The organism is Vibrio sp. 10N.261.54.A5, from assembly GCF_041471145.1.
In the GTDB taxonomy this organism is placed as follows: domain Bacteria; phylum Pseudomonadota; class Gammaproteobacteria; order Enterobacterales; family Vibrionaceae; genus Vibrio; species Vibrio crassostreae_C.
The window spans coordinates 1-24,212 of the sequence record NZ_JBFRNU010000042.1 but is presented as its reverse complement, the minus strand read 5'-3'; the positions used below and the strand labels follow the sequence as shown (position 1 = coordinate 24,212).

At 46.1% G+C, this 24,212-nt stretch carries 17 protein-coding genes; 8 read left to right on the top strand and 9 right to left on the bottom strand.

Annotation, left to right across the window (positions count from 1 at the left end):
* Positions 1 to 38: 38 nt before the first annotated feature.
* The 8 genes from gltB (at position 39) to AB4329_RS12835 (ending at position 10,939) form a co-directional block, all read left to right on the top strand.
* Complete coding sequence (gene gltB / locus AB4329_RS12870) at positions 39 to 4,502, top strand: glutamate synthase large subunit (protein WP_372138484.1); 4,464 nt, start codon at positions 39 to 41, stop codon at positions 4,500 to 4,502.
* A 16-nt stretch (positions 4,503 to 4,518) separates the two neighbouring features.
* On the top strand, positions 4,519 to 5,931 hold the full coding sequence (locus AB4329_RS12865; RefSeq protein WP_102398270.1) for an FAD-dependent oxidoreductase: 1,413 nt from the start codon (positions 4,519 to 4,521) through the stop codon (positions 5,929 to 5,931).
* A 179-nt stretch (positions 5,932 to 6,110) separates the two neighbouring features.
* The gene (locus AB4329_RS12860) at positions 6,111 to 6,539 is read left to right on the top strand and encodes a DUF1499 domain-containing protein (RefSeq protein ID WP_017070085.1); all 429 of its coding nucleotides are present in this window, start codon (positions 6,111 to 6,113) and stop codon (positions 6,537 to 6,539) included.
* A 127-nt stretch (positions 6,540 to 6,666) separates the two neighbouring features.
* The gene (mtnN, locus tag AB4329_RS12855; protein ID WP_017059300.1) at positions 6,667 to 7,362 is read left to right on the top strand and encodes a 5'-methylthioadenosine/S-adenosylhomocysteine nucleosidase; all 696 of its coding nucleotides are present in this window, start codon (positions 6,667 to 6,669) and stop codon (positions 7,360 to 7,362) included.
* 10 nt (positions 7,363 to 7,372) lie between these two features.
* Positions 7,373 to 8,326 carry a cobalamin biosynthesis family protein gene (locus AB4329_RS12850; RefSeq protein ID WP_102332777.1) on the top strand — a complete coding sequence of 318 codons (954 nt, stop codon included), beginning with the start codon at positions 7,373 to 7,375 and terminating at the stop codon, positions 8,324 to 8,326.
* A 1-nt stretch (position 8,327) separates the two neighbouring features.
* A complete protein-coding gene (gene btuF / locus AB4329_RS12845; RefSeq protein WP_017066512.1) occupies positions 8,328 to 9,197 on the top strand; it encodes a vitamin B12 ABC transporter substrate-binding protein BtuF in 870 nt (289 codons plus the stop codon).
* 74 nt (positions 9,198 to 9,271) lie between these two features.
* Positions 9,272 to 9,889 (top strand): TRIC cation channel family protein, encoded by a 618-nt coding sequence (locus AB4329_RS12840; protein WP_017062893.1) that lies wholly within the window; start codon positions 9,272 to 9,274, stop codon positions 9,887 to 9,889.
* Between the two features lie 204 nt (positions 9,890 to 10,093).
* Positions 10,094 to 10,939, top strand: a complete 846-nt coding sequence (locus AB4329_RS12835) for a LysR family transcriptional regulator (RefSeq protein WP_017059296.1) — start codon at positions 10,094 to 10,096, stop codon at positions 10,937 to 10,939.
* Here the strand turns inward: AB4329_RS12835 and AB4329_RS12830 are convergent.
* From AB4329_RS12830 to AB4329_RS12790, 9 genes are all read right to left on the bottom strand, one after another.
* Positions 10,890 to 11,669, bottom strand: coding sequence for a TSUP family transporter (locus AB4329_RS12830; RefSeq protein ID WP_017059295.1), 780 nt, complete (start codon positions 11,667 to 11,669; stop codon positions 10,890 to 10,892). The genes AB4329_RS12835 and AB4329_RS12830 overlap by 50 nt on opposite strands.
* Positions 11,670 to 11,864: 195 nt before the next feature.
* The gene (carB, locus tag AB4329_RS12825) at positions 11,865 to 15,095 is read right to left on the bottom strand and encodes a carbamoyl-phosphate synthase large subunit (protein ID WP_017059294.1); all 3,231 of its coding nucleotides are present in this window, start codon (positions 15,093 to 15,095) and stop codon (positions 11,865 to 11,867) included.
* Between the two features lie 16 nt (positions 15,096 to 15,111).
* On the bottom strand, positions 15,112 to 16,266 hold the full coding sequence (carA, locus tag AB4329_RS12820; RefSeq protein ID WP_010434758.1) for a glutamine-hydrolyzing carbamoyl-phosphate synthase small subunit: 1,155 nt from the start codon (positions 16,264 to 16,266) through the stop codon (positions 15,112 to 15,114).
* Positions 16,267 to 16,769: 503 nt separating this feature from the next.
* Positions 16,770 to 17,594: a 4-hydroxy-tetrahydrodipicolinate reductase gene (dapB, locus tag AB4329_RS12815; RefSeq protein ID WP_020628676.1), complete on the bottom strand. Its 825-nt coding sequence runs from the start codon at positions 17,592 to 17,594 to the stop codon at positions 16,770 to 16,772.
* A 92-nt stretch (positions 17,595 to 17,686) separates the two neighbouring features.
* On the bottom strand, positions 17,687 to 18,085 hold the full coding sequence (gene mutT / locus AB4329_RS12810; RefSeq protein WP_372138482.1) for an 8-oxo-dGTP diphosphatase MutT: 399 nt from the start codon (positions 18,083 to 18,085) through the stop codon (positions 17,687 to 17,689).
* 348 nt (positions 18,086 to 18,433) lie between these two features.
* Entirely contained in the window at positions 18,434 to 21,160 is a 2,727-nt protein-coding gene (secA, locus tag AB4329_RS12805; protein WP_372138480.1) for a preprotein translocase subunit SecA, read from the bottom strand.
* Positions 21,161 to 21,550: 390 nt separating this feature from the next.
* Complete coding sequence (gene lpxC, locus AB4329_RS12800) at positions 21,551 to 22,468, bottom strand: UDP-3-O-acyl-N-acetylglucosamine deacetylase (protein WP_010434751.1); 918 nt, start codon at positions 22,466 to 22,468, stop codon at positions 21,551 to 21,553.
* A 96-nt stretch (positions 22,469 to 22,564) separates the two neighbouring features.
* Positions 22,565 to 23,794 carry a cell division protein FtsZ gene (gene ftsZ / locus AB4329_RS12795; RefSeq protein WP_017059291.1) on the bottom strand — a complete coding sequence of 410 codons (1,230 nt, stop codon included), beginning with the start codon at positions 23,792 to 23,794 and terminating at the stop codon, positions 22,565 to 22,567.
* A 31-nt stretch (positions 23,795 to 23,825) separates the two neighbouring features.
* Positions 23,826 to 24,212, bottom strand: a 387-nt coding sequence (locus AB4329_RS12790) for a cell division FtsA domain-containing protein (protein WP_372138478.1), incomplete at its 5' end; no start/stop codon positions are given.

The following is a 24,212-nucleotide window of genomic DNA, read 5'->3' as shown; positions in this document are numbered from 1 at the left end:
ACTGTCTGGATGACAGAGAAGCAAAAGGGAGAATTGCAATGGCTCTATATGATCCTAGTCTTGAAAAAGACAACTGTGGATTTGGTTTAATAGCGCAAATGGAAGGCCAACCTAGTCATAAGTTGGTAAGAACTGCTATTTCAGCCCTAGATCGCATGACACACCGTGGTGGTATCGCTGCGGATGGTAAAACCGGGGATGGCTGTGGCTTATTACTACAGAAGCCTGACTCTTATCTCAGAATTATTGCTGAAGAGAATAACTTCAAGCTCGGCAAGCAATACGCTGTCGGCATGATTTTCTTCAGCCAAGATCCAATCAAAGCGCAATCCGCGCAAGACATCGTCAATAAAGAGCTCGCTCAAGAGACCTTAACGGTTGCAGGTTGGCGCGTAGTACCGACCAACACCGACGTATTAGGTCCGATTGCCAAAGATTCAGTTCCCAATATTCAGCAAGTGTTTATCTCGGCCCCCGCGGGTTGGCGTGAACGCGATATTGAACGACGCCTTTATATCGCTCGTCGCAGAATTGAAAAACAGATCACCGAAGACAAAGATTTCTATATTTGTAGCCTTTCGACACAAGTCATGGTTTACAAAGGTCTGTGTATGCCGGCCGATCTTCCGCGATTTTACCTCGATCTTGCAGACTTACGCATGGAATCGGCGATATGTCTGTTCCACCAGCGTTTCTCAACCAATACTCAGCCACGTTGGCCACTGGCTCAACCATTCCGCTATTTAGCGCACAATGGTGAGATCAATACCATTGAAGGTAACCGACAATGGGCTAAGGCTCGTGCCTATAAATTCTCTTCGCCGTTGCTGCCAGATTTACAAACCGCCGCACCCTTTGTGAATGAGACAGGCTCAGATTCATCAAGCCTAGATAACATGCTCGACCTGTTCCTTGCCGGTGGTATGGATGTGTTCCGAGCGATGCGCATGCTTGTGCCGCCCGCTTGGCAAAACCACCCAGATATGGACCCAGATCTACGTGCATTCTACGACTTCAACTCCAAGCACATGGAACCGTGGGATGGCCCTGCAGGTATCGTACTTTCAGATGGTCGTTACGCTGCGTGTAACCTAGATAGAAACGGCCTGCGTCCTGCGCGTTATGTGATTACCAAAGACAATCTAATCACGCTCGCATCAGAAGTCGGTATCTGGAACTACGCACCGGATGAAGTCGCAGAGAAAGGGCGTGTCGGCCCAGGTGAATTGCTCGTCATAGATACGCGCCGCGGTAAATTGTGGCAATCTAACGAGATCGACAATGACCTCAAAGGTCGCCATCCTTATAAAGAGTGGATGGAAAAGAACGTTCACAAACTCACACCGTTTTCCGATCTGCCCGATGAGCAAGTCGGTAAGCGCAGCTTTGACGATGACACGCTCAAGACCTACCAAAAACAGTTTGCGATGAGCAACGAAGAGTCCGACCAAGTGCTGCGTGTGCTTGGTGATATGGGGCAAGAAGCAGTAGGCTCAATGGGCGATGATACGCCAATGGCTGTGCTCTCTTCAAAAGAACGCTTGGTCACTGATTACTTCCGTCAAAAGTTTGCACAAGTCACCAACCCACCGATTGATCCATTGCGTGAAAAACACGTGATGTCTTTGGCGACCAGTATTGGGAAAGAGATGAACGTGTTCTGTGAAACAGACGGTCACGCCTATCGTGTCACGTTTGATTCACCAGTACTGCTTTACTCAGACATGCAGCAGCTTCTGCAGTTGAGTCAAAAACATTATCGTCATGTCATTCTCAGCATGCACTACGACCCGAATAACCAAGATCTAGAACAAGCAATCAAAGCAGTATGTGATAGCGCCGAACAAGAAGTCAGCGAAGGTGCGGTTTTAGTTGTGCTGTCGGACAAAGGTTTAGAGAAAGGAAAACTACCGATCCCTGCAGCCATGTTGGTTGGTGCGGTGCAAACAAGGCTTGCTGATACCAACCTGCGTTGTGATGCCAACATCGTTGTTGAGACAGCAACTGCGCGCGACCCACACCAATTTGCTGTGCTGCTTGGCTTCGGTGCAACCGCGGTTTACCCATACCTCGCTTATGAAGCGTTAGGTAAAATGTTGGATGATGGCTCTTTAGATAAAGATTATCGTGCCGCAATGCAAAATTACCAAAACGGCATCAACAAAGGTCTGTACAAGATCATGTCGAAGATGGGAATTTCAACCATTGCCTCTTATCGCTGTTCACAGCTTTTCGAAGCCGTTGGCCTTCATTCCGATGTTGTTGAGCTCTGTTTCCGCGGAGTTACCACTCGAATCCAAGGCGCAAGCTTTAGCGATTTCCAACAAGATATCTATAACTTATCGCGTAAAGCCTGGACTAAGCGTAAGCCAATCGAGCACGGTGGTTTACTCAAATACGTACACGGCGGCGAATATCACGCCTATAACCCTGATGTGGTTGGCACTCTGCAAACTGCAGTAAAAACAGGTGAGACATCGGATTATCTCTCTTTTGCTAAGCAAGTAAATGCTCGTCCAGCTGCGATGTTACGCGACTTAATGAGCCTCAAAAAAGCCGATCAGCCTCTACCACTAGAGCAAGTCGAGCCTAACAGCGATCTGTTTAAACGCTTCGACTCTGCGGCAATGTCGATCGGTGCTTTGAGCCCAGAAGCGCATGAAGCATTAGCAATGGCGATGAACCGCTTGGGTGGTTACTCAAACTCTGGTGAAGGTGGTGAAGACCCTCGACGCTTTGGTACTGACCGTAACTCTCGTATCAAGCAGATAGCTTCCGGTCGTTTTGGTGTGACGCCACATTACTTAACCAATGCGGATGTTTTGCAGATCAAGGTCGCGCAAGGTGCGAAGCCAGGAGAAGGCGGTCAGCTACCTGGTCATAAGGTCACGGCAGAAATCGCTAAGCTGAGATACTCAGTTCAAGGCGTGACTCTGATCTCTCCTCCTCCGCATCACGATATTTATTCTATCGAGGATCTGGCGCAGCTGATTTTCGACCTTAAGCAAGTTAACCCTAAAGCATTGGTTTCAGTGAAATTAGTATCTGAGCCAGGTGTGGGCACCATTGCTACTGGTGTGGCGAAAGCCTATGCCGACCTGATTACGATTTCTGGCTACGACGGTGGTACCGCGGCAAGTCCATTGACCTCGGTAAAATATGCAGGTTGCCCTTGGGAGCTTGGCTTAGCGGAAACTCAACAAGCATTGGTAGCCAATGGCCTACGCCATAAGATCCGCCTGCAAGTCGATGGTGGTTTAAAAACCGGACTCGATGTTATCAAGGGCGCCATTTTAGGTGCAGAGAGTTTTGGTTTCGGTACTGCACCAATGGTCGCGATGGGTTGTAAGTTCTTACGAATTTGTCACCTAAACAACTGTGCAACGGGTGTGGCGACTCAAGATGAAACACTACGCCGTGAATACTTCAAAGGCCTGCCAGACATGGTAGTGAACTACTTTACCGGCCTAGCCGACGAGGTTCGCCAGTACCTTGCAGAACTTGGCGTAGAAAAACTGACAGACCTGATTGGTCGAACTGATTTGCTTGAAGCCGTTCAAGGCCTCACGGCGAAACAGAGTAAACTCGATCTATCTTCAATACTCGAAGCTCCGGTATCTCCAGAAGGTCACCCACTGTTTTGGACCGAGCCAAACGCACCATTTGATAAAGCGCAACTCAACCAACAGATCCTTGATGATGCCATTGATGCGATTGAGAAACGTCAATCCACCAGCCTTTACTACAACGTAATCAACACCGATCGCTCGATTGGCGCTCGTATCTCTGGCGAAATAGCGAAACGCTACGGTAACCAAGGCATGGCGGGCTCACCAATTAAGTTGCACCTCGATGGTACAGCGGGCCAGTCTTTTGCAGTTTGGAACGCGGGTGGCGTCGAGCTATATCTGACAGGCGATGCCAATGACTATGTCGGCAAAGGCATGGCAGGCGGTAAGGTAGTTATCAAACCTCACCAAGGCACTGCATTTGTTTGTAACGAAGCGACCATCATCGGTAACACTTGTTTGTATGGTGCGACCGGAGGCAAGCTATTTGCAGCAGGTACAGCAGGCGAACGATTTGGCGTGCGTAACTCAGGCACCGTTGCCGTAATTGAAGGTGCAGGTGACAATGCCTGTGAATACATGACCGGTGGTATTGTTGCCATTCTTGGCGCAACCGGAGTGAACTTCGGCGCCGGTATGACAGGTGGGTTTGCTTATGTGATGGATAAGAATGAAGACTTCCAAGGCCGTGTAAACAACGAGTCGGTCGAAGCACTTTCTCTGTCTGACTTATTTATCCACCAAGAACATCTGCGTGGCTTAATTGCAGAGCACTTAGAAGAGACTGGCTCAGTACACGCTGAAGCTATTCTGGCGAACTTTGATGAATGGATTCCGAAGTTCTACCTAGTGAAGCCGAAGACGGCGGACCTTAATACCTTGCTCGGTCATCAAAGCCGCAGCTCTGCTGAACTTCGTGTTCAAGCGCAATAATTGGAAGGAGCCAATAATGAGCCAGAATGTATACCAATTTATTGATGTGAATCGCGTAGATCCAGCGAAGAAACCAATCAAAATTCGTAAGATTGAGTTTGTAGAGATCTACGAACCTTTCACTAAACAGCAAGCGAAAGCGCAAGCAGACCGTTGTTTAGACTGTGGTAACCCATACTGTGAATGGAAATGTCCTGTTCACAACTACATCCCTCAGTGGCTTAAGCTTGCCAATGAAGGGCGCATTATCGAAGCCGCTGAACTGTCTCACCAAACCAACAGCCTGCCTGAGGTTTGCGGTCGAGTTTGCCCTCAAGACCGCTTGTGTGAGGGCTCTTGTACCCTCAATGACGATTTCGGTGCCGTAACCATTGGCAATATTGAAAAGTACATTACCGACAAAGCCTTTGAGATGGGTTGGAAGCCTGACATGTCTCACGTTGAGTGGACTGATAAAAAGGTCGCGATCATCGGTGCGGGGCCAGCAGGTCTAGCGGCGGCTGACATCCTAGTTCGAAACGGTGTGAAGGCCGTAGTATTTGACCGCTATCCGGAGATCGGTGGCCTGCTCACGTTTGGTATCCCATCGTTCAAACTAGAGAAAGGCATCATGGAAAACCGTCGCCGTATCTTTAGTGGTATGGGTGTCGAATTTAAGATGAATACCGAAGTCGGTAAAGACGTTCAACTACAACAACTGGTCGATGACTACGATGCTGTCTTCTTAGGTGTCGGTACCTATAAAAACATGCGTGCTGGGTTAGATAACGAAGACGCACCGGGCGTTTATGATGCACTGCCATTCCTTGTTTCCAATACCTACAAGGTCATGGAACTGGATAACCCAACACCATTCATCGACATGAAAGGCAAAAAAGTGGTTGTGCTCGGTGGTGGTGATACCGCGATGGACTGTGTCCGAACTTCGATTCGTCAGCATGCAGCTAATGTTGTTTGTGCTTATCGCCGAGATGAAGCGAATATGCCGGGCTCTCGCCGTGAGGTGAAGAATGCGCGTGAAGAGGGTGTGAAGTTCAAGTTCAACCTCCAACCTATTGGCTTAGAGCTTAACAGCGCTGGTCATGTGGTTGGCGTTAAATTCGTGAAAACCGCTTTGGGTGAACCTGATGAAGCAGGCCGTCGTCGCCCAGAGCCTGTCGAAGGCAGTGAACATGTTCTTGAAGCCGATGCTGTGATCATGGCATTTGGTTTCCAACCTCATGCGATGGAATGGCTAGAACCCTTCGGTGTGGAACTCGATCAGTGGGGTCGTATCAAGGCTCCCGGTAAACAAGAGTTTCAATACCAAACCACCAACAGCAAGATCTTTGCAGGTGGCGATGCGGTTCGAGGATCTGACTTGGTAGTAACCGCTATCGATGAGGGCCGTAAAGCCGCAGAAGGGATCTTGGATTACCTAGAAGTGTGACTAATCTAAAGTTTCCTCTATTAATCAATCCATTACTATAAAAAGAGGATCCGCATATGGATCCTTTTTTAAGTTCGATACGTTTTACCAACGGCATAACAAAGAATACATAAAACAATCGTAAATTAACAAATACCGAGAACTACAATTAAAATTAAAACAACGCCATAGGAAACACTATGAAAAAAGCCGCTCTCCTCTCTCTATCTCTTTTGACTTTAACCGCTTGCAGCCAAGGAATCACGGACATGAAAGACAGAACTTCATCACCTTGTGGAGACAAACCAAACTGCGTATCAACTCAAGATGACCGTGAGCAGCACGCATTGGCCGCGTTTGAGTTGTCAGATTCAGCGAACTTGGATGCGATTGAGCAGGTTGCACTAACCTTACCGGGATCGAAAACCGCGAGTAAAACAGAAGATTATCTGCGTGTTGAATGTACCTCTCGCATCATGCGTTTTGTCGATGACTTAGAGCTTAAGATCACGGATGGCAAACTGATCGTGCGTTCAGAGTCTCGTACTGGCCATTCTGATTTTGGCGTAAACCGAAAACGAGCTGAACAACTTCGTGCTAGCTTGAAAAGCGAAGGCCTAATCAAATAGATAAAAGAATACGCAGATAAATCGCTACTATTCGGATGAGAAGTGCCTCTGGGCAGTCGCTCGACACTTCTTATCCATGCTACAATTTCGCTCTACTGTTTAAATATTATTTATTAAGAGACTACACATGAAAATCGGCATCATTGGCGCAATGGAGCAAGAAGTTGCGATCCTAAAAGCAGCAATTTCAGACATTACTGAAGTTAATAAAGGCGGTTGTACCTTTTTCTCTGGTCAGCTAAATGGTGTTGACGTTGTTTTGCTTCAATCTGGCATTGGTAAAGTAGCAGCGGCTGTTGGTACTTCAATCCTACTAAGCGAATACCAACCAGATGCCGTTCTGAACACAGGCTCTGCTGGCGGTTTTGATTCAACACTGAACCTTGGCGATGTGGTTATCTCAACTGAAGTTCGACACCACGATGCAGACGTTACAGCTTTCGGTTACGAAATCGGCCAAATGGCAGGTCAACCTGCAGCGTTCAAAGCTGACGACAAACTGATGGCTGTTGCTGAACAAGCACTAGCACAAATGGAAGACAAGCATGCCGTTCGCGGTCTTATCTGTACTGGCGACGCATTTGTTTGCACAGCAGAACGCCAAGAGTTCATCCGCAAGCACTTCCCATCTGTTGTTGCTGTAGAGATGGAAGCATCGGCTATCGCTCAAGCTTGTCACCAATTCCAAGTACCATTCGTGGTTGTTCGTGCAATCTCTGATGTTGCAGACAAAGAATCACCAATGAGCTTCGAAGAGTTCCTGCCACTAGCAGCGCAAAGCTCTTCTGAAATGGTTATCAAGATGGTTGCCCTACTAAAGTAAGCGACTAGACATGCAAACACTGTTTGATCAGGTATTTGCAAATGGCGTGCTCCTTGTGATGTGGGGAGCACTGCTTTTTCATTTAATTTTACCTATCCCCCATGCCGCACACCCCACGACCTTATGGCATAAGTTTGCTGAGCTTTTAGCAAGCAAGGTTAATAACAACCACAACTATTCCCAAAGTTTAATCTCAGGTACATTAGCCTGGGGGTTAATGGTACTGCCAACTCTGGTTATTCTATTGGCACTGCAACCATTGGTTTGGCAATCTCAACTGTTTGAATTGGCACTGTTATTACTCGCGATTGATTGGCGCAATAATGAAAAGCTGGCTAACCAACTGATCAAAGTACTTGGCCGAGAAGATAAAGCGGCCGCTCGTCAGTTACTGGCTCCGATTGTCAACCGTCAAACCGAATCACTTTCGTCACTTGGCCTCGGCAAAGCCGCCACAGAAACCATAATCATGGGTTACGCTCGTAACGTAGTTTGTGTGTTGTTCTGGTACGCCATTGGTGGTGGAATCGCTGCGTTAATGTATCGCCTTGTGGTCGAGTTAGCTCGAGCTTGGTCGCCAAGTCGCAAGCAGTTTTCTCCTTTCGGCTCAACGGCAATCAAGATCGTCGCTATCCTAGAACTTATACCAATGCGCTTATTTGCCTTGATGATCGTCTTTGGTGATAAAGCAACGCACACATTTAAGATGATGCTAGTCCAAAGTCGCTCTTGGCCACTACCCGGCCCAGCCTGGTTAATCACGGCTGTTGGCAACAAGCTGGAGTTATCATTAGGTGGCCCTGCGATTTACGACAACACTAAAGCCATTCGCGCGAAATTAGGCGGAAGAATCGCACCGTCAGCTCTGCATCTATCTCAGGTTCAGAAACTACTCTTTGGTCGCATCGCTATCTGGATATTTTTACAAAGCCTAGCCTTACTATTTATTCACCAAGGGATTTAGAGTGAAACCTTCAGCACTTGTTACAAGCCTTACTATTTTGTCTTCCAGCTTATGGCTGCCTTTATCATTTGCAGAAGAAGCACCACGGACTCAAGAACAAGTACAGCCGGCTCAACGCGTAGTCAGCCTTGCTCCTCATGCCACTGAACTCGCGTACAGCGCTGGTTTAGGCAACAACCTTGTTGCCGTAAGTGAACGAAGTGATTACCCACCACAAGCCGATAAGCTTGAAAAAGTGGCAAACTATCAAGGTATCAAGGTTGAGAAGATCATCGCACTTCAGCCTGATTTGATTCTTGCGTGGCCAGCGGGAAACCCGCCCAGAGAGCTCGCGAAACTAGAGCAATTTGGTTTTAATATTTACTACTCCAAGACCAAAAGCCTAGACAGTATCGCAACCAATATTGAACAACTGAGCGAATACGCTAGCGATCCAAGCATTGGCGAAAATAACGCTCAGCAATACAGAGAGCAGCTCAACGCGTTGAGACTAGAATACAAAGATGCCGAGCCAGTAAACTACTTCTACCAGCTCAGTGAAAAGCCGATCATCACTGTTGCTCAAGGACACTGGCCAAGTGAGGTGTTTGAGTTTTGTGGTGGACACAATATTTTTGAAGACAGCGCCTCGCCATATCCGCAAGTTGGTATTGAACAAGTTGTATTAAGAAAACCGCAAGTGATTTTCACTTCTCAGCACGCGATTGAGAATGGAACCATGTGGCAAACATGGGAAGATGAAATCCCAGCAGTCGCTCAAAATCAGATTTGGTCCCTCAATTCAGACTGGATTAATCGCCCGACAACGAGAACTTTGAAAGCGATCCAACAAGTGTGCGATTTCTTCGATAGAGCTAGGCAAAATCACTAACTATTTGCTGCGTTTTTTCGTACAATTCGCCACCGACCTGTCCCTACAATTTTAACTATAAGAGCACCAGTATCATGGACTCCATGCTGCTTTATATTATCGATTTATTTGGCACTGCCATCTTTGCCGTCTCAGGCGTATTTGTCGCTGGCCGTCTTAAGATGGATCCCTTTGGCGTCGCCGTTCTAGGCAGTGTAACCGCGATTGGCGGCGGCACAATTCGTGACATGGCATTGGGTGCAACTCCCGTGTTTTGGATCACCGATACCACCTACCTTTGGGTCATCATCATCACCTGTTTGCTGACCATGATTATTGTAAGACGCCCGAAACGTCTGGCTTGGTGGATATTGCCGGTATGTGATGCGATTGGCCTAGCGGTGTTTGTTGGCATTGGTGTAGAAAAAGCACTTATCTATCAAGATTCAGCACTAGTGGCGATCATCATGGGTGTCATCACCGGCTGCGGTGGCGGTATTATCCGCGACGTGCTTGCCCGTGAAGTGCCAATGATTCTGAGAAGTGAAGTCTACGCGACCGCTTGTATCATTGGTGGTACTTTCCATACCATGGCGATCAGCATGGGGCACGATTCAGAAACTGCATTTCTGGCCGGCGTGTTCTCAACACTATTGATAAGGCTTGGCGCTATTCGTTGGCATTTATCATTGCCGACCTTCGCCATCAAATAAGCTAACGTTACAAAGTGAAAGGCTCCGTAAAGGAGCCTTTCTTAATTTGAGCTCCCCAACACAATTATTATGCTCTCGCGCTACACGTGCGAGCATAGCTAAAAATACCTAACTTGGTTCAAAGCTTTAGTTTCAAGACTAGAGAATGAATGTTGTTTGAGGTAAGTTGAAACAATCATTCCCAAATTTCATGAATATAACCCAATGCTACTCGAAGGAATCGAAACTCTACTGGTATTGAGTAAAGCAAAGACCATGAGCCGCACAGGCAGTTTGCTTTATATCAGCCAATCAGCGGTCAGCAAACGGATTGCGAATTTAGAAAAGAAGCTAGGTAAAAAGCTCATTGAACCGAGTGGCCGACAGATAAAACTCACGCCAGATGCGATAGCATTAATAGAGAGTATTGGCCCGACATTCAATGAACTTCGCGGGCTTATTTATGAACAGCAAGAGTTGGAAGATACTACTCTCATCACCCTAGACAGCTCTAAGTCTCTGATAGCCGGTTATTTAGGTGAGATGATGGGCCAGTTCATCCAGCAAGATAAGTACATCACCATTACCACCAACCACACGCCGAGAATCATAGAGCGAGTGCAATCTGGTAAGGCGACCTTGGGGTTGTGTGCTGGCTTACTGCCACCGCATCATGGGTTGATGACCTTCCATCTATTTGATGAGCCGTTTTACATAGTGAGTAAGTCACCGCTAACGGAGCTTCCTCCAATGGTCATCACTAACGACATGACCAACCCTGCCAATTCTTATCAACTTTCTGTATTAGAGAAGTTTGGTATCAAACCCTTGATGGAGATGGATGCCTACACCGCAGCGGCTCAACTTGCATTGGGCGGGACTGGGCCAGCGTTAATACCGCTCTCTATCGTAAAAACACTCAATATTGAGCCTCAATATCTGTATAGCTTCACCGAATTAGCAGGCTTGATTCGGCCGATTCATATCTGTGTCAGACCAAATAGTTACCAGTCTCCACGAGTTAAAACACTGATAGAATCGATTGTTGATGCTGTTCCCAAAGCAGTTTAGACGCCATTAGCATCGACATCACGATCACAAGGGGGCGAATCCATTTCTGCCCTTTTGTCACCACCACTTTAGCGCCAAGCTGAGCGCCCATAAATCCACCGACCGCCATCACTAATCCCAACTCCCAAATAGGCAAACCAGCCAAAATAAAGAAAATTAAGGCAGCGATATTCGAGGTAAAGTTAAGTACTTTAGTACGCGCCGTAGCATCGACTAACGAGAAGTGACCAATAGCAACAAAGCAGACGGTGAAGATAGAACCTGTTCCTGGGCCAAAAAAGCCATCATAGAAACCCACGCCGCCACCAATACACAGAGCAAACATGGCCTCAGAGATCTTCTGTTTTCCTTCAGACGCTCTAGTTTGGGGTGCCAACAGGAAATAGAGAGAGATAGCGATAAGCAGCAGTGGGATAACACTGGTCAGTAGGCTCGCATCAATGTGCTGGACTAACTCAGCGCCAATTGCAGAGCCAATAAAGGTACAAAAGATAGCAAGGCGCATCTCTTTGATGCTGACGATACCGTTGCGCACGAAATACCAACTCGCGGAGAAGCTGCCAAATGAGCTTTGGAGTTTGTTGGTTGCCAGTGCCTGCGTGGGTGGAACTCCAGCCGCTAGCAATGCAGGTAGAGTCAGTAACCCACCGCCGCCAGCCATTGCATCAATAAAGCCTGCTGCCGTTGCAACAACAAACAAGATAGCCAATATTTCTAGAGTGATTTCCATATACCCAACGCCTTAAAATCCTGTGTAGCGACAAGTTACCACTCACAGCAGACGAGCAATAACGAAACACAAGATTCTAACCTATTCCAAATATTCATCATTAAGCTACCGCGGAATAACAGACATAAAAAAGCCCACTCCGAGGAGTGGGCTTTGAGCATTTATATCCGCATATCAGCGATACACTTTAGGCGATTAAGCTTGAGAAGCTTTAACCTGAGCGTGTAGCTCTTGAACTGAAGTTACTGACGTTTTCGCGTCTGCAGTGTGCGCCATACAAGTCGCGAATGCAGCGTTTAGCGTAGTCGTGTAGTTAACTTTCTCAGCAAGTGCACCACGACGAAGAACTTTAGAATCTTCAATCGCTTGACGGCCAGCTGCAGTGTTCACGATGTACGTGTACTCGTTGTTCTTGATACGGTCAAGAATGTGAGGACGACCTTCGTGTACCTTGTTTACTAGACGTGGGTTGATGCCCGCTTCGCCAAGGATAACCGCAGTACCGTGAGTTGCGTCTAGCTGGTAACCAAGCTTAGATAGCTTAGATGCTAGGTCAACAACACGCTCTTTGTCGCCTTCGCGAACAGAAAGAAGTGCACGACCGCCTTCTGGGTAGATGTTACCACAACCCAATTCAGCTTTAGAGTATGCTTCTGCGAACGTCGCACCAACACCCATAACTTCACCAGTAGAGCGCATTTCTGGGCCTAACAGTGGGTCAACACCAGGGAACTTGTTGAATGGAAGTACAACTTCTTTCACTGAGTAGTAAGGTGGGATGATTTCTTTCGTAAAGCCTTGAGACTCTAGAGATTGACCCGCCATTACACGAGCGGCAATCTTAGCGATTGGCGCACCAGTTGCTTTAGATACGAATGGAACCGTACGTGCTGCACGAGGGTTAACCTCGATTAGGTACACTTCATTGTTCTTAACAGCAAACTGCGTGTTCATCAGACCACGAACACCCAACTCGAACGCTAGCTTTTCAACTTGCTCGCGCATTACGTCTTGGATTTCTTGGCTTAGCGTGTATGCAGGAAGAGAACATGCTGAGTCACCAGAGTGAACACCCGCTTGCTCGATGTGCTCCATAATACCGCCGATTACAACGCGCTCACCGTCACAAATCGCATCTACGTCTACTTCAACAGCGTCATCTAGGAAGCTATCAAGTAGTACTGGAGATTCGTTTGATACGCTAACTGCTTCGTTGAAGTAGCGACGTAGGTCTTGCTCGTCGTATACGATTTCCATCGCACGACCACCAAGTACGTAAGAAGGACGTACAACAAGTGGGAAGCCGATTTCACGAGATTTCTCTACCGCTTGCTCCATTGTTGTTACTGTCGCGTTTTCTGGTTGAAGTAGGCCTAGACGGTCTACAGCAACTTGGAAACGCTCACGGTCTTCTGCACGGTCGATTGCGTCTGGGCTAGTACCGATGATTGGTACGCCAGCAGCTTCAAGAGCACGTGCCAGTTTAAGTGGCGTTTGACCACCGTACTGAACGATAACGCCTTTTGGCTTCTCAACACGAGCGATTGCTAGTACGTCTTCCAGAGTTACTGGTTCGAAGTACAGACGGTCAGACGTATCGTAGTCTGTAGAAACTGTCTCAGGGTTACAGTTAACCATGATAGTTTCGTAGCCATCTTCACGTAGCGCTAGTGATGCGTGTACACAACAGTAGTCAAATTCAATGCCTTGGCCGATACGGTTTGGACCGCCGCCTAGAATCATGATTTTTTCTTTGTCTGTTGGGTTTGCTTCACACTCGTCATCGTAAGATGAGTACATGTAAGCCGTATCTGAAGAGAACTCAGCTGCACACGTATCTACACGCTTGTATACCGGGTGGATATCGTATTGGTCACGTAGACGACGGATTTCGCTTTCCGCTACACCTAGAATCTTAGATAGGCGCGCATCAGCAAAACCTTTACGCTTAAGCTTGTTTAGCTCGTCTTTATTTAGACCAGCAAAGCCTTTCGCTTTAAGTTCTTGCTCTAGCTTAACGATGTCTTCGATTTGAACTAGGAACCAACGGTCGATTTGCGTTAGGTTGAATACACCATCTACCGACATACCAGCACGGAATGCGTCAGCGATGTACCAAATACGCTCTGCGCCAGCTTCTTTAAGTTCGTGACGGATAGTCGTTAGAGCATCTGGTGCGTCTAGGTCTACCATTTCGTCAAAACCAGTCGCGCCAACTTCTAGGCCGCGAAGTGCTTTTTGTAGAGATTCTTGTTGGTTACGGCCGATAGCCATAACTTCACCAACCGACTTCATTTGCGTCGTTAGGCGGTCGTTAGCACCTGCAAACTTCTCGAAGTTAAAACGAGGAATCTTAGTTACTACGTAGTCGATTGTTGGTTCGAATGATGCTGGAGTTGCGCCGCCAGTGATGTCATTCATTAGCTCGTCTAGCGTGAAACCAACAGCCAGTTTCGCTGCAATCTTAGCGATTGGGAAACCTGTTGCTTTAGATGCTAGTGCAGAAGAGCGAGATACACGTGGGTTCATTTCGATGATAACCATACGGCCATCTTTCGGGTTGATACCAAACTGTACGTTTGAACCACCTGTTTCAACACCAATCTCACGCAGTACTGCTAGAGATGCGTTACGCATTAGTTGGTATTCTTTATCTGTCAGCGTTTGAGCTGGAGCCACAGTGATTGAGTCACCTGTGTGAATACCCATTGGGTCGAAGTTTTCAATCGCACATACGATGATGCAGTTGTCGTTTTTGTCACGAACCACTTCCATCTCGTACTCTTTCCAACCGATAAGTGATTCATCGATAAGAAGTTCATTAGTTGGAGATAGATCCAAACCACGACGACAGATTTCTTCAAATTCTTCTTTGTTGTAAGCGATACCGCCACCAGTACCACCCATCGTGAACGATGGACGAATGATACAAGGGAAGCCAACCATGTCTAAAACTTTGTAAGCTTCTTCCATCGTTTTCGCTGTATCAGCAGTTGGACACTCAAGGCCAATTGCTTTCATTGCTTTATCGAAGCGTGAACGGTCTTCTGCTTTATCGATAGCGTCAGCCGTTGCACCAATCATTTCAACACCGAACTCTTCAAGAACGCCGTGCTTTTCTAGGTCTAGAGCACAGTTCAATGCAGTTTGGCCACCCATAGTAGGTAGAACTGCATCAGGCTTCTCTTTAGCGATGATGTTACGCACAACTTCCCATTGGATAGGCTCGATGTAAGTTGCATCTGCCATATCTGGGTCAGTCATGATTGTCGCTGGGTTCGAGTTCACAAGAATAACTCGGTAACCTTCTTCGCGAAGCGCTTTACAAGCTTGAGCACCAGAGTAATCGAACTCACATGCTTGGCCGATAACGATCGGGCCAGCACCTAGAATAAGAATACTTTTAATGTCAGTACGTTTTGGCATTGTCTACTACTCCGAATTACGCTGTGTGCTGTTTGATTAGTTCAATAAAGTGGTCGAATAACGGCGCTGCGTCTTCTGGACCTGGGCTCGCTTCAGGGTGACCTTGGAAGCTGAATGCTGGTTTGTCTGTACGGTGAATACCTTGTAGAGAACCATCAAATAGTGATTTGTGCGTTGCACGTAGTGTCTCTGGAAGGGTTTCTTCGTCAGCAGCAAAGCCGTGGTTTTGCGAAGTAATCATCACAACATCACGATCTAAATCTTTAACCGGGTGGTTTGCACCGTGGTGACCAAACTTCATCTTCACTGTCTTAGCGCCTGACGCAAGAGCAAGAATCTGGTGACCTAGACAGATACCGAAGATTGGTAAGCCTTTTTCTAGGAACACTTTTGTCGCTTCAATTGCGTAAGTACACGGTTCTGGGTCACCAGGGCCGTTTGAAAGGAAAACACCGTCTGGGTTCAGAGCAAGTACTTCTTCAGCTGAAGTCTCAGCAGGAACAACCGTTAGGCGGCAGCCGCGGTCAACAAGCATTCGTAGGATGTTTCGTTTTGCACCGAAGTCATAAGCAACAACGTGGTATGGCAATTCTGAGTCTGCTTTCGCTTCAGGAAGTCCACCCGTAAGCGTCCACGAACCTTGTTTCCATTGATACGCTTCTTTTGTTGTAACTTCTTTCGCAAGGTCCATACCTTTCAGGCCAGGGAATTCTTTTGCTTTAGCAAGAGCTAGAGCTTCGTCTAGGTTTCCATCGTTTACTGAAGAGCCAGCTACGATACAACCGTTCTGTGCGCCTTTTTCACGAAGAATACGCGTCAGCTTACGAGTATCGATATCAGCGATACCAACAACGTTTTGCGACTTAAGGTAATCAGAAAGGGATTGTTCATTACGGAAGTTAGAAGCGATTAGAGGGAGATCGCGAATCACAAGGCCTTGAGCGTGGATTGAAGAAGATTCTTCGTCTTCGGAATTGGTTCCGGTATTGCCAATGTGAGGGTAAGTAAGGGTAACGATTTGTTGAGAATAGGAAGGATCAGTGAGGATTTCTTGGTACCCCGTCATCGAGGTATTAAAAACGACTTCACCAACTGCAGAACCTACAGCGCCAATGGCTTCACCGTGAAATACTGTCCCATCTTCTAGGACGAGTAGTGCTGACTTCTTCAAGACAACCTCCAGAAATAAAAATGCATTAAAATTGATTTAATTTGCAAATCTACCTTCCTGCAACACCAAAAACTGCGTGTTTATGGAAATTAGACAAATTGGCGGTATTTTAGTGATCTGCGTGATACGTGTCAACATTTAACTCAAAAGAAATTAAACATTTGTAAGGACTAATTCAATTTACCCCCTCAAAGCTCCAAAAGTTCAACTTTCATGCGCATTTAGCTCGAATATTACGATTTTCTAATTTTCACTCCTCATTTTAGCCAACCATAGAGTGATAAAAATATCAGCAACAAAACGCAATCGATAAATACCAAGAGAAAACATGACAATTTAAAGATCTAAAACAAAAAACACACTAAAGACCACATAAACAGCATAGAAATGGAGTCAAAAAGGCGATAAGAAGAAAGTAGAAGGAAGATCGGAGAAGTGAGATTACTAAGGAAAATGCACCAAATAAAGAAAGCGCCGGCAATTGCCAGCGCATAAATATCTATTTATAGGTCATTCAAACCAAGCACATCCGTCATGGTATAAAAGCCTGCTGGTTTATCATTTAACCAAACCGCGGCCTTGATTGCGCCATTAGCAAAGGTCATTCGATCAGTAGCTTTATGGGTAATTTCCACTCGTTCACCGATATCAGCAAACATAGCGGTGTGTTCACCAATAATGTCACCGGCACGAATCGTCGCGAAACCAATCTCATCTTTAGTGCGCTCGCCAGTAATACCCTCGCGTGACCATACAGCTACATCGTTCAGCTCATTGCCCATAGCACCCGCAATAGCTTCGCCCATACCAATCGCAGTACCTGACGGTGCATCGACTTTATGACGGTGATGAGCCTCAACGATCTCGACATCACAGTAATCGCCCATCACTTTAGCGGCCTTCTCTAGCAGCTTAAAGACCAGGTTCACACCAACGCTGTAGTTAGGTGCCATTACGATAGCCATCTCTTTTGAAGCAGCATCAATCACCTGCTTCTCTTCTTCAGAGAAGCCCGTTGTACCGATGATCAGTTTTTTACCGTGACGTTTACAAAGTTCAATATTCGCTAATGTGCTAACAGGGGCAGTAAAATCGACAATCACATCAAACTCTTCGATGGCTTTAGACAAATCATCGACTAAAGCAACATCAAAACGACCTTCACCGCATAACTCGCCGACATCTACGCCGACCAAAGATGACTCTGGACGCTCTGAACCAGCTCCAACACTTGCTTCTGAATTATGATGAGCGGCTTTCACCAAGTTGCGGCCCATGCGGCCCGCTGCTCCTGCAATTGCAATTCTTACCACTGCGAATATCTCCATTGTTTTGGTTACCGTTGCCACTTATCTCTTGCAGCAACGTTCAATCGATTAATCTCTTTAAACTAACAACAATCTCAAACTCAGGCTAGCAATTACGAAAACTCTTTTATTACTCGCTCTAAAATTGGCACATTTGCCTCTGGGAAGGCGTATTGATTCAATGATTCTAGGCTTACCCATTCACCTTGCTGACCTTCTTTACCATAAGGCTGCTCTTCAAAATCAGTCACGAGAATGAAATCGAACTTAAGTGACTTATCCGTGTAATCAAATTCAAGATGCTCAAACAGAGACTGCTCGGTCACCTTGATACCGACCTCTTCATCAAGCTCGCGAGTCATCGCTTGCTCAATAGTTTCGCCCTCTTCAACCTTGCCACCTGGAAATTCCCAGAAGCCACCTTTGTGCTTGTCATCTGGACGCTTAGTGATAAAGACCTGTGACTTATCTTGATTGAAGATAATACCCGTTACGATATGGATTCTTTTCATTGATGGTGTTCCTTAATAAAACGCTGAACTCACATAGTCCCTAAATACGTCATCCTCAAGAAAGAGGAACGACTGAGTTGGGGATCTAAAACTACGCGAGCCTAACTAAACAAGATTCCCTACTACGCTCACTCCTCGCTATAGGGAATGACAACTTCCTTGCGTAACAAAGTAAGCCATGAAATTTACATACAAAAAGAGCCGCCTAAGCGACTCTTTATATTCTATTTGTCAGTTTTATGAAGCTAAGTTGTAGTGTATGAGAGCAAGGCGGTGGCACGGAGCTTACGACTGTAAGTGAGTACCACCAACGCAGCTATCATGCGCTACAGCAACGATTCATTAAACTTACGCGATTTTACCGTGACACTGCTTGTACTTCTTACCGCTACCACATGGGCATGGCTCGTTACGGCCAACTTTACGCTCGTCACGCACTACCGTTTGTGGAGATGCCGCTTCAGCGTCATCGTCAGCTAGCTGGTTTTCAGCTGTTGCATGTTGCGCTTGTGCACGACGCGCCGCTTCTTCAGCTTGAGCTTGACGTTGAGCTTCCATCTTTTCAACTTCTTCTTGTTGCTGAACGCGCACTTTAGAAAGGATGGTAACAACGTCTGTTTTCAGTACATCTAGTAGGCCTTCAAACAGTTCAAACGACTCGCGCTTGTACTCTTGTTTCGGGTTCTTCTGAGCATAACCACGTAAGTGGATACCTTGACGAAGGTGATCCATCGCAGCCAAGTGCTCTTTCCAAAGGCCGTCTAGCGTTTGTAGCATCACAGATTTCTCGAAGTTACGCAGTACTTGAGCACCAACCACTTCTTCTTTCTGTTTGTACGAATCAACCGCCATAGCAAGAATACGCTCACGCAATGCTTCTTCATAAAGCTTGTCGTCTTCGTCTAACCAACCTTGAATATCAAAGTCTAGATCGAAGTCATTCTTCAGACGATCTTGCAGACCCGCGATATCCCACATATCTTCAAGAGACTGAGGTGCGATGTATTCATCAATCACTGATGCCAATACATCTTCACGGTTGTGTTCGATCATCTCGCTGATATCGTCAGAGCTCATCAGTTCATCACGAAGCTCATAAACCACTTTACGTTGGTCATTGGCTACATCATCGTACTCAAGAAGCTGCTTACGAATATCGAAGTTACGACCTTCAACTTTACGTTGTGCTTTTTCAATTGAGCGAGAAAGCATCTTAGATTCGATCGCTTCGCCTTCGTCCATACCACTTTGGATAAGACCAGCCATACGATCCGATGTGAAGATACGTAGCAGAGAATCTTCCATTGATAGGTAGAAACGAGAAGAACCCGCATCACCTTGACGACCAGAACGACCACGTAGCTGGTTGTCGATACGGCGAGATTCATGACGCTCAGTACCAATGATGTGCAGACCACCTGACTCAAGCACTTTATCGTGGATTACTCTCCAGTCAGCTTTGATCTTCTCGAACTGCTCTTTGGTTGGATTCTCTAGCTTCTCAACTTGTGCCTGCCAGCTACCACCTAATACGATATCGGTACCACGACCAGCCATGTTAGTTGCGATAGTTACCGCACTCGGCATACCAGCTTGTGCAACGATCTCTGCTTCCATTTCGTGGAATTTAGCATTTAGAACGCTGTGCTTAATTTTTGCTTTTTTCAGTGCGTTAGACAGTAGTTCAGACTTCTCGATAGAAACCGTACCAACCAATGATGGCTGACCAGCAGCTACACGGTCTTTGATGTCTTCAATGATCGCATTGAACTTGTCTTCTTCGGTACGATAAACCACATCTGGCATATCGTTACGAACCATAGGCTTGTTGGTTGGGATAACCACTGTTTCTAGGCCGTAGATAGACTGAAATTCGAAAGCTTCTGTATCGGCTGTACCTGTCATACCTGACAGTTTTTCGTATAGACGGAAGAAGTTCTGGAATGTAATCGATGCTAGCGTCTGGTTTTCATTCTGAATCTTCACACCTTCTTTAGCTTCAACAGCTTGGTGTAAACCTTCAGACCAACGACGACCTGGCATAGTACGACCAGTATGTTCATCAACGATAACCACTTCGCCTTCTTCAGTAACGATGTAGTCGACGTCTTTCTCAAACAGTACGTGTGCACGCAGCGCTGCATTAACATGGTGCAATAGGCTGATATTAGTTGGAGAGTAAAGCGTGTCACCCTCTTCCATCAGGCCGTTTTTGACCATTAGCTCTTCTACAAATTCTTGACCGTTTTCAGTCAGGTGAACCTGTTTCGATTTCTCGTCCAAGGTGTAGTGACCTTCACCACGGTACTCTTCAGAATCTTCTTTATCTTGGCGCTCAAGGTTAGGGATCAACGTGTTAATACGCGTGTAAAGATCTGAACTATCTTCAGCTGGGCCAGAGATAATAAGTGGAGTACGAGCTTCATCGATTAAGATTGAGTCAACCTCATCGACAACAGCAAAGAAGCGCTCACGTTGAACACGATCTTCAGCACGGAAAGCCATGTTGTCACGTAGGTAATCGAAGCCAAACTCGTTGTTTGTTCCGTATAGGATATCCGCTTGGTACGCTTCTTTCTTCTCTGGTGGAGCCATGTTTGGCACGTTTACGCCAACAGTCATACCAAGGAATTCAAATAATGGGCGGTTTGTTTCCGCATCACGCTTCGCTAGGTAGTCGTTCACCGTTACTACGTGAACACCTTTGCTAGGTAGGGCGTTAAGATAAGCTGGTAGGGTTGCTGTAAGAGTCTTACCTTCACCAGTACGCATTTCTGCAATTTGGCCAGCATTTAGAACCATGCCACCAATCATTTGCACGTCAAAGTGACGCATGCCGTAAACACGCTTAGACGCTTCACGTACCGTAGCAAATGCTTCAGGTAGAAGTTGGTCTAGCGATTCACCTTTATCTAAGCGCTCACGAAATTCAACCGTTTTTGCTTTTAGTTCTTCGTCTGAAAGTGCTTCAAACGTTGGTTCGAAGTTATTAATTTCTTTTACAATTTTTCTAAGGCGGCGCAGTGTTCTGTCATTGCGACTGCCAATTACCTTTGTCAGCAGCTTAGTAATCATGTGCTTGGAATCTCTTCGTTCTCAGATCGTCCGCGATCTATTTTAAATGCCGTCAGTGTCTCTACTAGCTATGAACTAGTCTTCAGTTACTAACCAAGGATACTGAGATAAATCTAGTATCTTTGATATTGTACTTGAGAGTAGAGTTTTCAAGGCTTGAGTTAAAATTAATGCCCTTTAGTGTAAGTAATTTTCACACCAACAACCATTTATAACCCCATTTGTTTGATGTGCTTGGAACTTTTCTTTCTAATTGCTGATGGATTAGCCAGACTGCAGCTCATTGGGAGACAACTTTCGTATGTTGACGACACTGTATCTGGAAAATAGATACAAAAAAACCAGGTCAATGACCTGGTTTTCGAAATCTTATATTGCTGTAAACAACAATTACGCTAGAACCATTCCTGGTTCAGCAAATGCAACAGGAGAGCCTACTTCTTCTTCGAATGTTGCCCATTCCCAAGCTTCTGCGTCAGCAAGTACTGCACGTAGTAGTTGGTTGTTTAGGCCGTGACCTGATTTGTATGCACGAAACTCACCAATAATAGCGTGTCCACACATGTACAAGTCACCAATCGCATCTAGTACTTTATGAGTTACGAACTCATTGTCAAAACGTAGACCCTCTTCATTAAGAATTCGGTATTCGTCAAGTACGATAGCATTATCAAAGCTACCACCAAGTACTAGGTTTTGAGATTGTAGATACTCAATGTCGCGCATGAAGCCGAAAGTACGAGCGCGAGAGATTTCTTTCACAAAACCTTGTGAAGAGAAATCAAACAACAAACGTTGCTCATCAGATTCAATTGCTGGGTGGTTAAAGTCGATCTCAAAGTCCATACGGAAGCCGTTAAATGGAACAAACTCTGCCCACTTATCGCCATCTTCAAAACGGATAGGCTTTTTGATACGAATAAAACGCTTCGCTGCATTCAGTGTTTCTACACCCGCTTGCTGTAGCAAGTATACGAATGGGCTTGCGCTACCATCCATAATTGGGATTTCAGGAGCATCTACTTCAACAATAATGTTGTCGATGCCCATACCCGCTAAAGCTGCGTTAAGGTGTTCCACTGTAGAGATACGTACGCCTTCGTCATTAACAAGAGCTGTACATAGCATAGTGTCACGAACTGACGCTGGATCAGCTGGGAAATCTACAGGTGGATTTACATCTGTACGACGATAAACAATACCTGTATTTGCAGCTGCCGGGCGAAGAGTAAGTGTGACTTTACGACCAGAGTGGAGACCCACACCAGTTGTTTTCACAATTTCTTTCAGAGTACGTTGTCTGATCATCTGCTTGCCTCGTTATCAGTGCTACAAATCACGGTCAGTATTTACCGACCGCGAATTTTACCATTAATTCGACGATAGTCAAATTTTGGGTATTTGTTAATCAGCCTGACGTCGTAAGAATGCTGGAATATCTAAGTATCCACTCTCTTTCTCAGCCTTAGGTGCTGCACTTTGGCTAGCGCCTGTACCTGAAGAAACAGGTGACGTTGTTGGTTGCGGCTTAACTTGAGGTTTAACCTCAGTTTTTTCTTGCAATGGTTGTGCCACTTTCTCTTCCACTTTTGGTGCAGTTTGAGCCGCTACCTGTGGTTGAGGAGTTGGTGCAACCTTAGCTTTACCACCAGCAACTAATGTAATGTCTGGTTTTTTCTCTGTGCCGATACCTGTTGCAACAACAGTTACGCGGATTTCATCTGTCATATCAGGGTCTAGAGAAGTACCAATCACAACTGTTGCATTATCAGATGCGAATGCCTTAACTGTATTACCTACTGTTTCGAACTCATCTAGACGCATATCTAGGCCTGCAGTGATGTTCACAAGAACGCCACGCGCGCCAGCTAGGTCGATGTCTTCTAGTAGTGGGCTAGAAATTGCTGTTTCAGCAGCTTCTTCAGCACGGTCTTCACCTTTTGCGATACCGCTACCCATCATTGCATGACCCATCTCAGACATTACGGTGCGAACATCCGCGAAATCGACGTTAATCATACCAGGGCGAGTAATTAGCTCAGCGATACCTTGTACAGCGTTTTTAAGTACATCATTTGCACTTGCGAAAGCTTCTAGCAGAGTTACGCCGCGGCCAAGTACTTTAAGTAGCTTTTCATTTGGAATCGTAATTAATGAATCCACATGTTTAGAAAGCTCTTCAATACCTTGCTCAGCAAACGCTAAACGCTTTTTGCCTTCAAAGCTAAATGGCTTAGTTACAACAGCAACCGTCAGCACACCCAACTCTTTCGCAACTTCAGCAATAACTGGAGCAGCACCTGTACCAGTCCCACCGCCCATACCAGCTGCGATAAATACCATATCGGCGCCAGTTAGAACTTCTTTAATTCTTTCTCGATCTTCTAGAGCTGCATCACGGCCTACTTGTGGGTTTGCACCAGCGCCCAAACCTTTAGTGATATCACCACCAATTTGGATCACGCTGCTCACGCTTGTTTTACGAAGTGCTTGTGCATCAGTGTTAACACTGATGAATTCTACGCCTTCGATTGATTCACGTACCATGTGCTCAACAGCGTTACCGCCACCGCCACCAACTCCAACGACTTTAATTACTGCATCGTCAGACATTTCCATCATCGGTTCAAACATGTGTTATCTCCGTTTTTTCCTGCAACTCAGGTTAAAACTCTTTTTGTATCCAATTACGCAATTTGCCAAATAAACCAGACATAGAAGGTGCTGAACGCTTAGGTTCGCTGTAATCACCTTCATCACTGATCTGACAATCTCTTGCGTAATGAAGTAAACCAACCGCCGTAGAATGATACGGCTCTTTAACATAGTCAGTTAAGCCACTAACTTCTAACGGCTTACCAACTCGAACTTGATTGCGGAAAACACGTTCCGCACACTCTACCAATCCGTCAATTTGTGCCGCTCCACCAGTGAGAACGACGCCAGCTGCAAGGTGGTGTTTAATACCTTCATCTCGTAGCTGTAATTGAACCGTATCAATAGTTTGGTTAACGAGACCCATAAGTTCAGTGTAACGTGGTTCAATCACTTC

Coding starts and splice junctions, on each gene's coding strand:
- mutT (WP_372138482.1), bottom strand. CDS start 18,085: ATGAAAAGAATCCATATCGTAACGGGTATTATCTTCAATCAAGATAAG.
- gltB (WP_372138484.1), top strand. CDS start 39: ATGGCTCTATATGATCCTAGTCTTGAAAAAGACAACTGTGGATTTGGT.
- ftsZ (WP_017059291.1), bottom strand. CDS start 23,794: ATGTTTGAACCGATGATGGAAATGTCTGACGATGCAGTAATTAAAGTC.
- AB4329_RS12835 (WP_017059296.1), top strand. CDS start 10,094: ATGCTACTCGAAGGAATCGAAACTCTACTGGTATTGAGTAAAGCAAAG.
- lpxC (WP_010434751.1), bottom strand. CDS start 22,468: ATGATCAGACAACGTACTCTGAAAGAAATTGTGAAAACAACTGGTGTG.
- secA (WP_372138480.1), bottom strand. CDS start 21,160: ATGATTACTAAGCTGCTGACAAAGGTAATTGGCAGTCGCAATGACAGA.
- AB4329_RS12865 (WP_102398270.1), top strand. CDS start 4,519: ATGAGCCAGAATGTATACCAATTTATTGATGTGAATCGCGTAGATCCA.
- carB (WP_017059294.1), bottom strand. CDS start 15,095: ATGCCAAAACGTACTGACATTAAAAGTATTCTTATTCTAGGTGCTGGC.
- AB4329_RS12840 (WP_017062893.1), top strand. CDS start 9,272: ATGGACTCCATGCTGCTTTATATTATCGATTTATTTGGCACTGCCATC.
- dapB (WP_020628676.1), bottom strand. CDS start 17,594: ATGGAGATATTCGCAGTGGTAAGAATTGCAATTGCAGGAGCAGCGGGC.
- mtnN (WP_017059300.1), top strand. CDS start 6,667: ATGAAAATCGGCATCATTGGCGCAATGGAGCAAGAAGTTGCGATCCTA.
- AB4329_RS12830 (WP_017059295.1), bottom strand. CDS start 11,669: ATGGAAATCACTCTAGAAATATTGGCTATCTTGTTTGTTGTTGCAACG.
- AB4329_RS12850 (WP_102332777.1), top strand. CDS start 7,373: ATGCAAACACTGTTTGATCAGGTATTTGCAAATGGCGTGCTCCTTGTG.
- AB4329_RS12860 (WP_017070085.1), top strand. CDS start 6,111: ATGAAAAAAGCCGCTCTCCTCTCTCTATCTCTTTTGACTTTAACCGCT.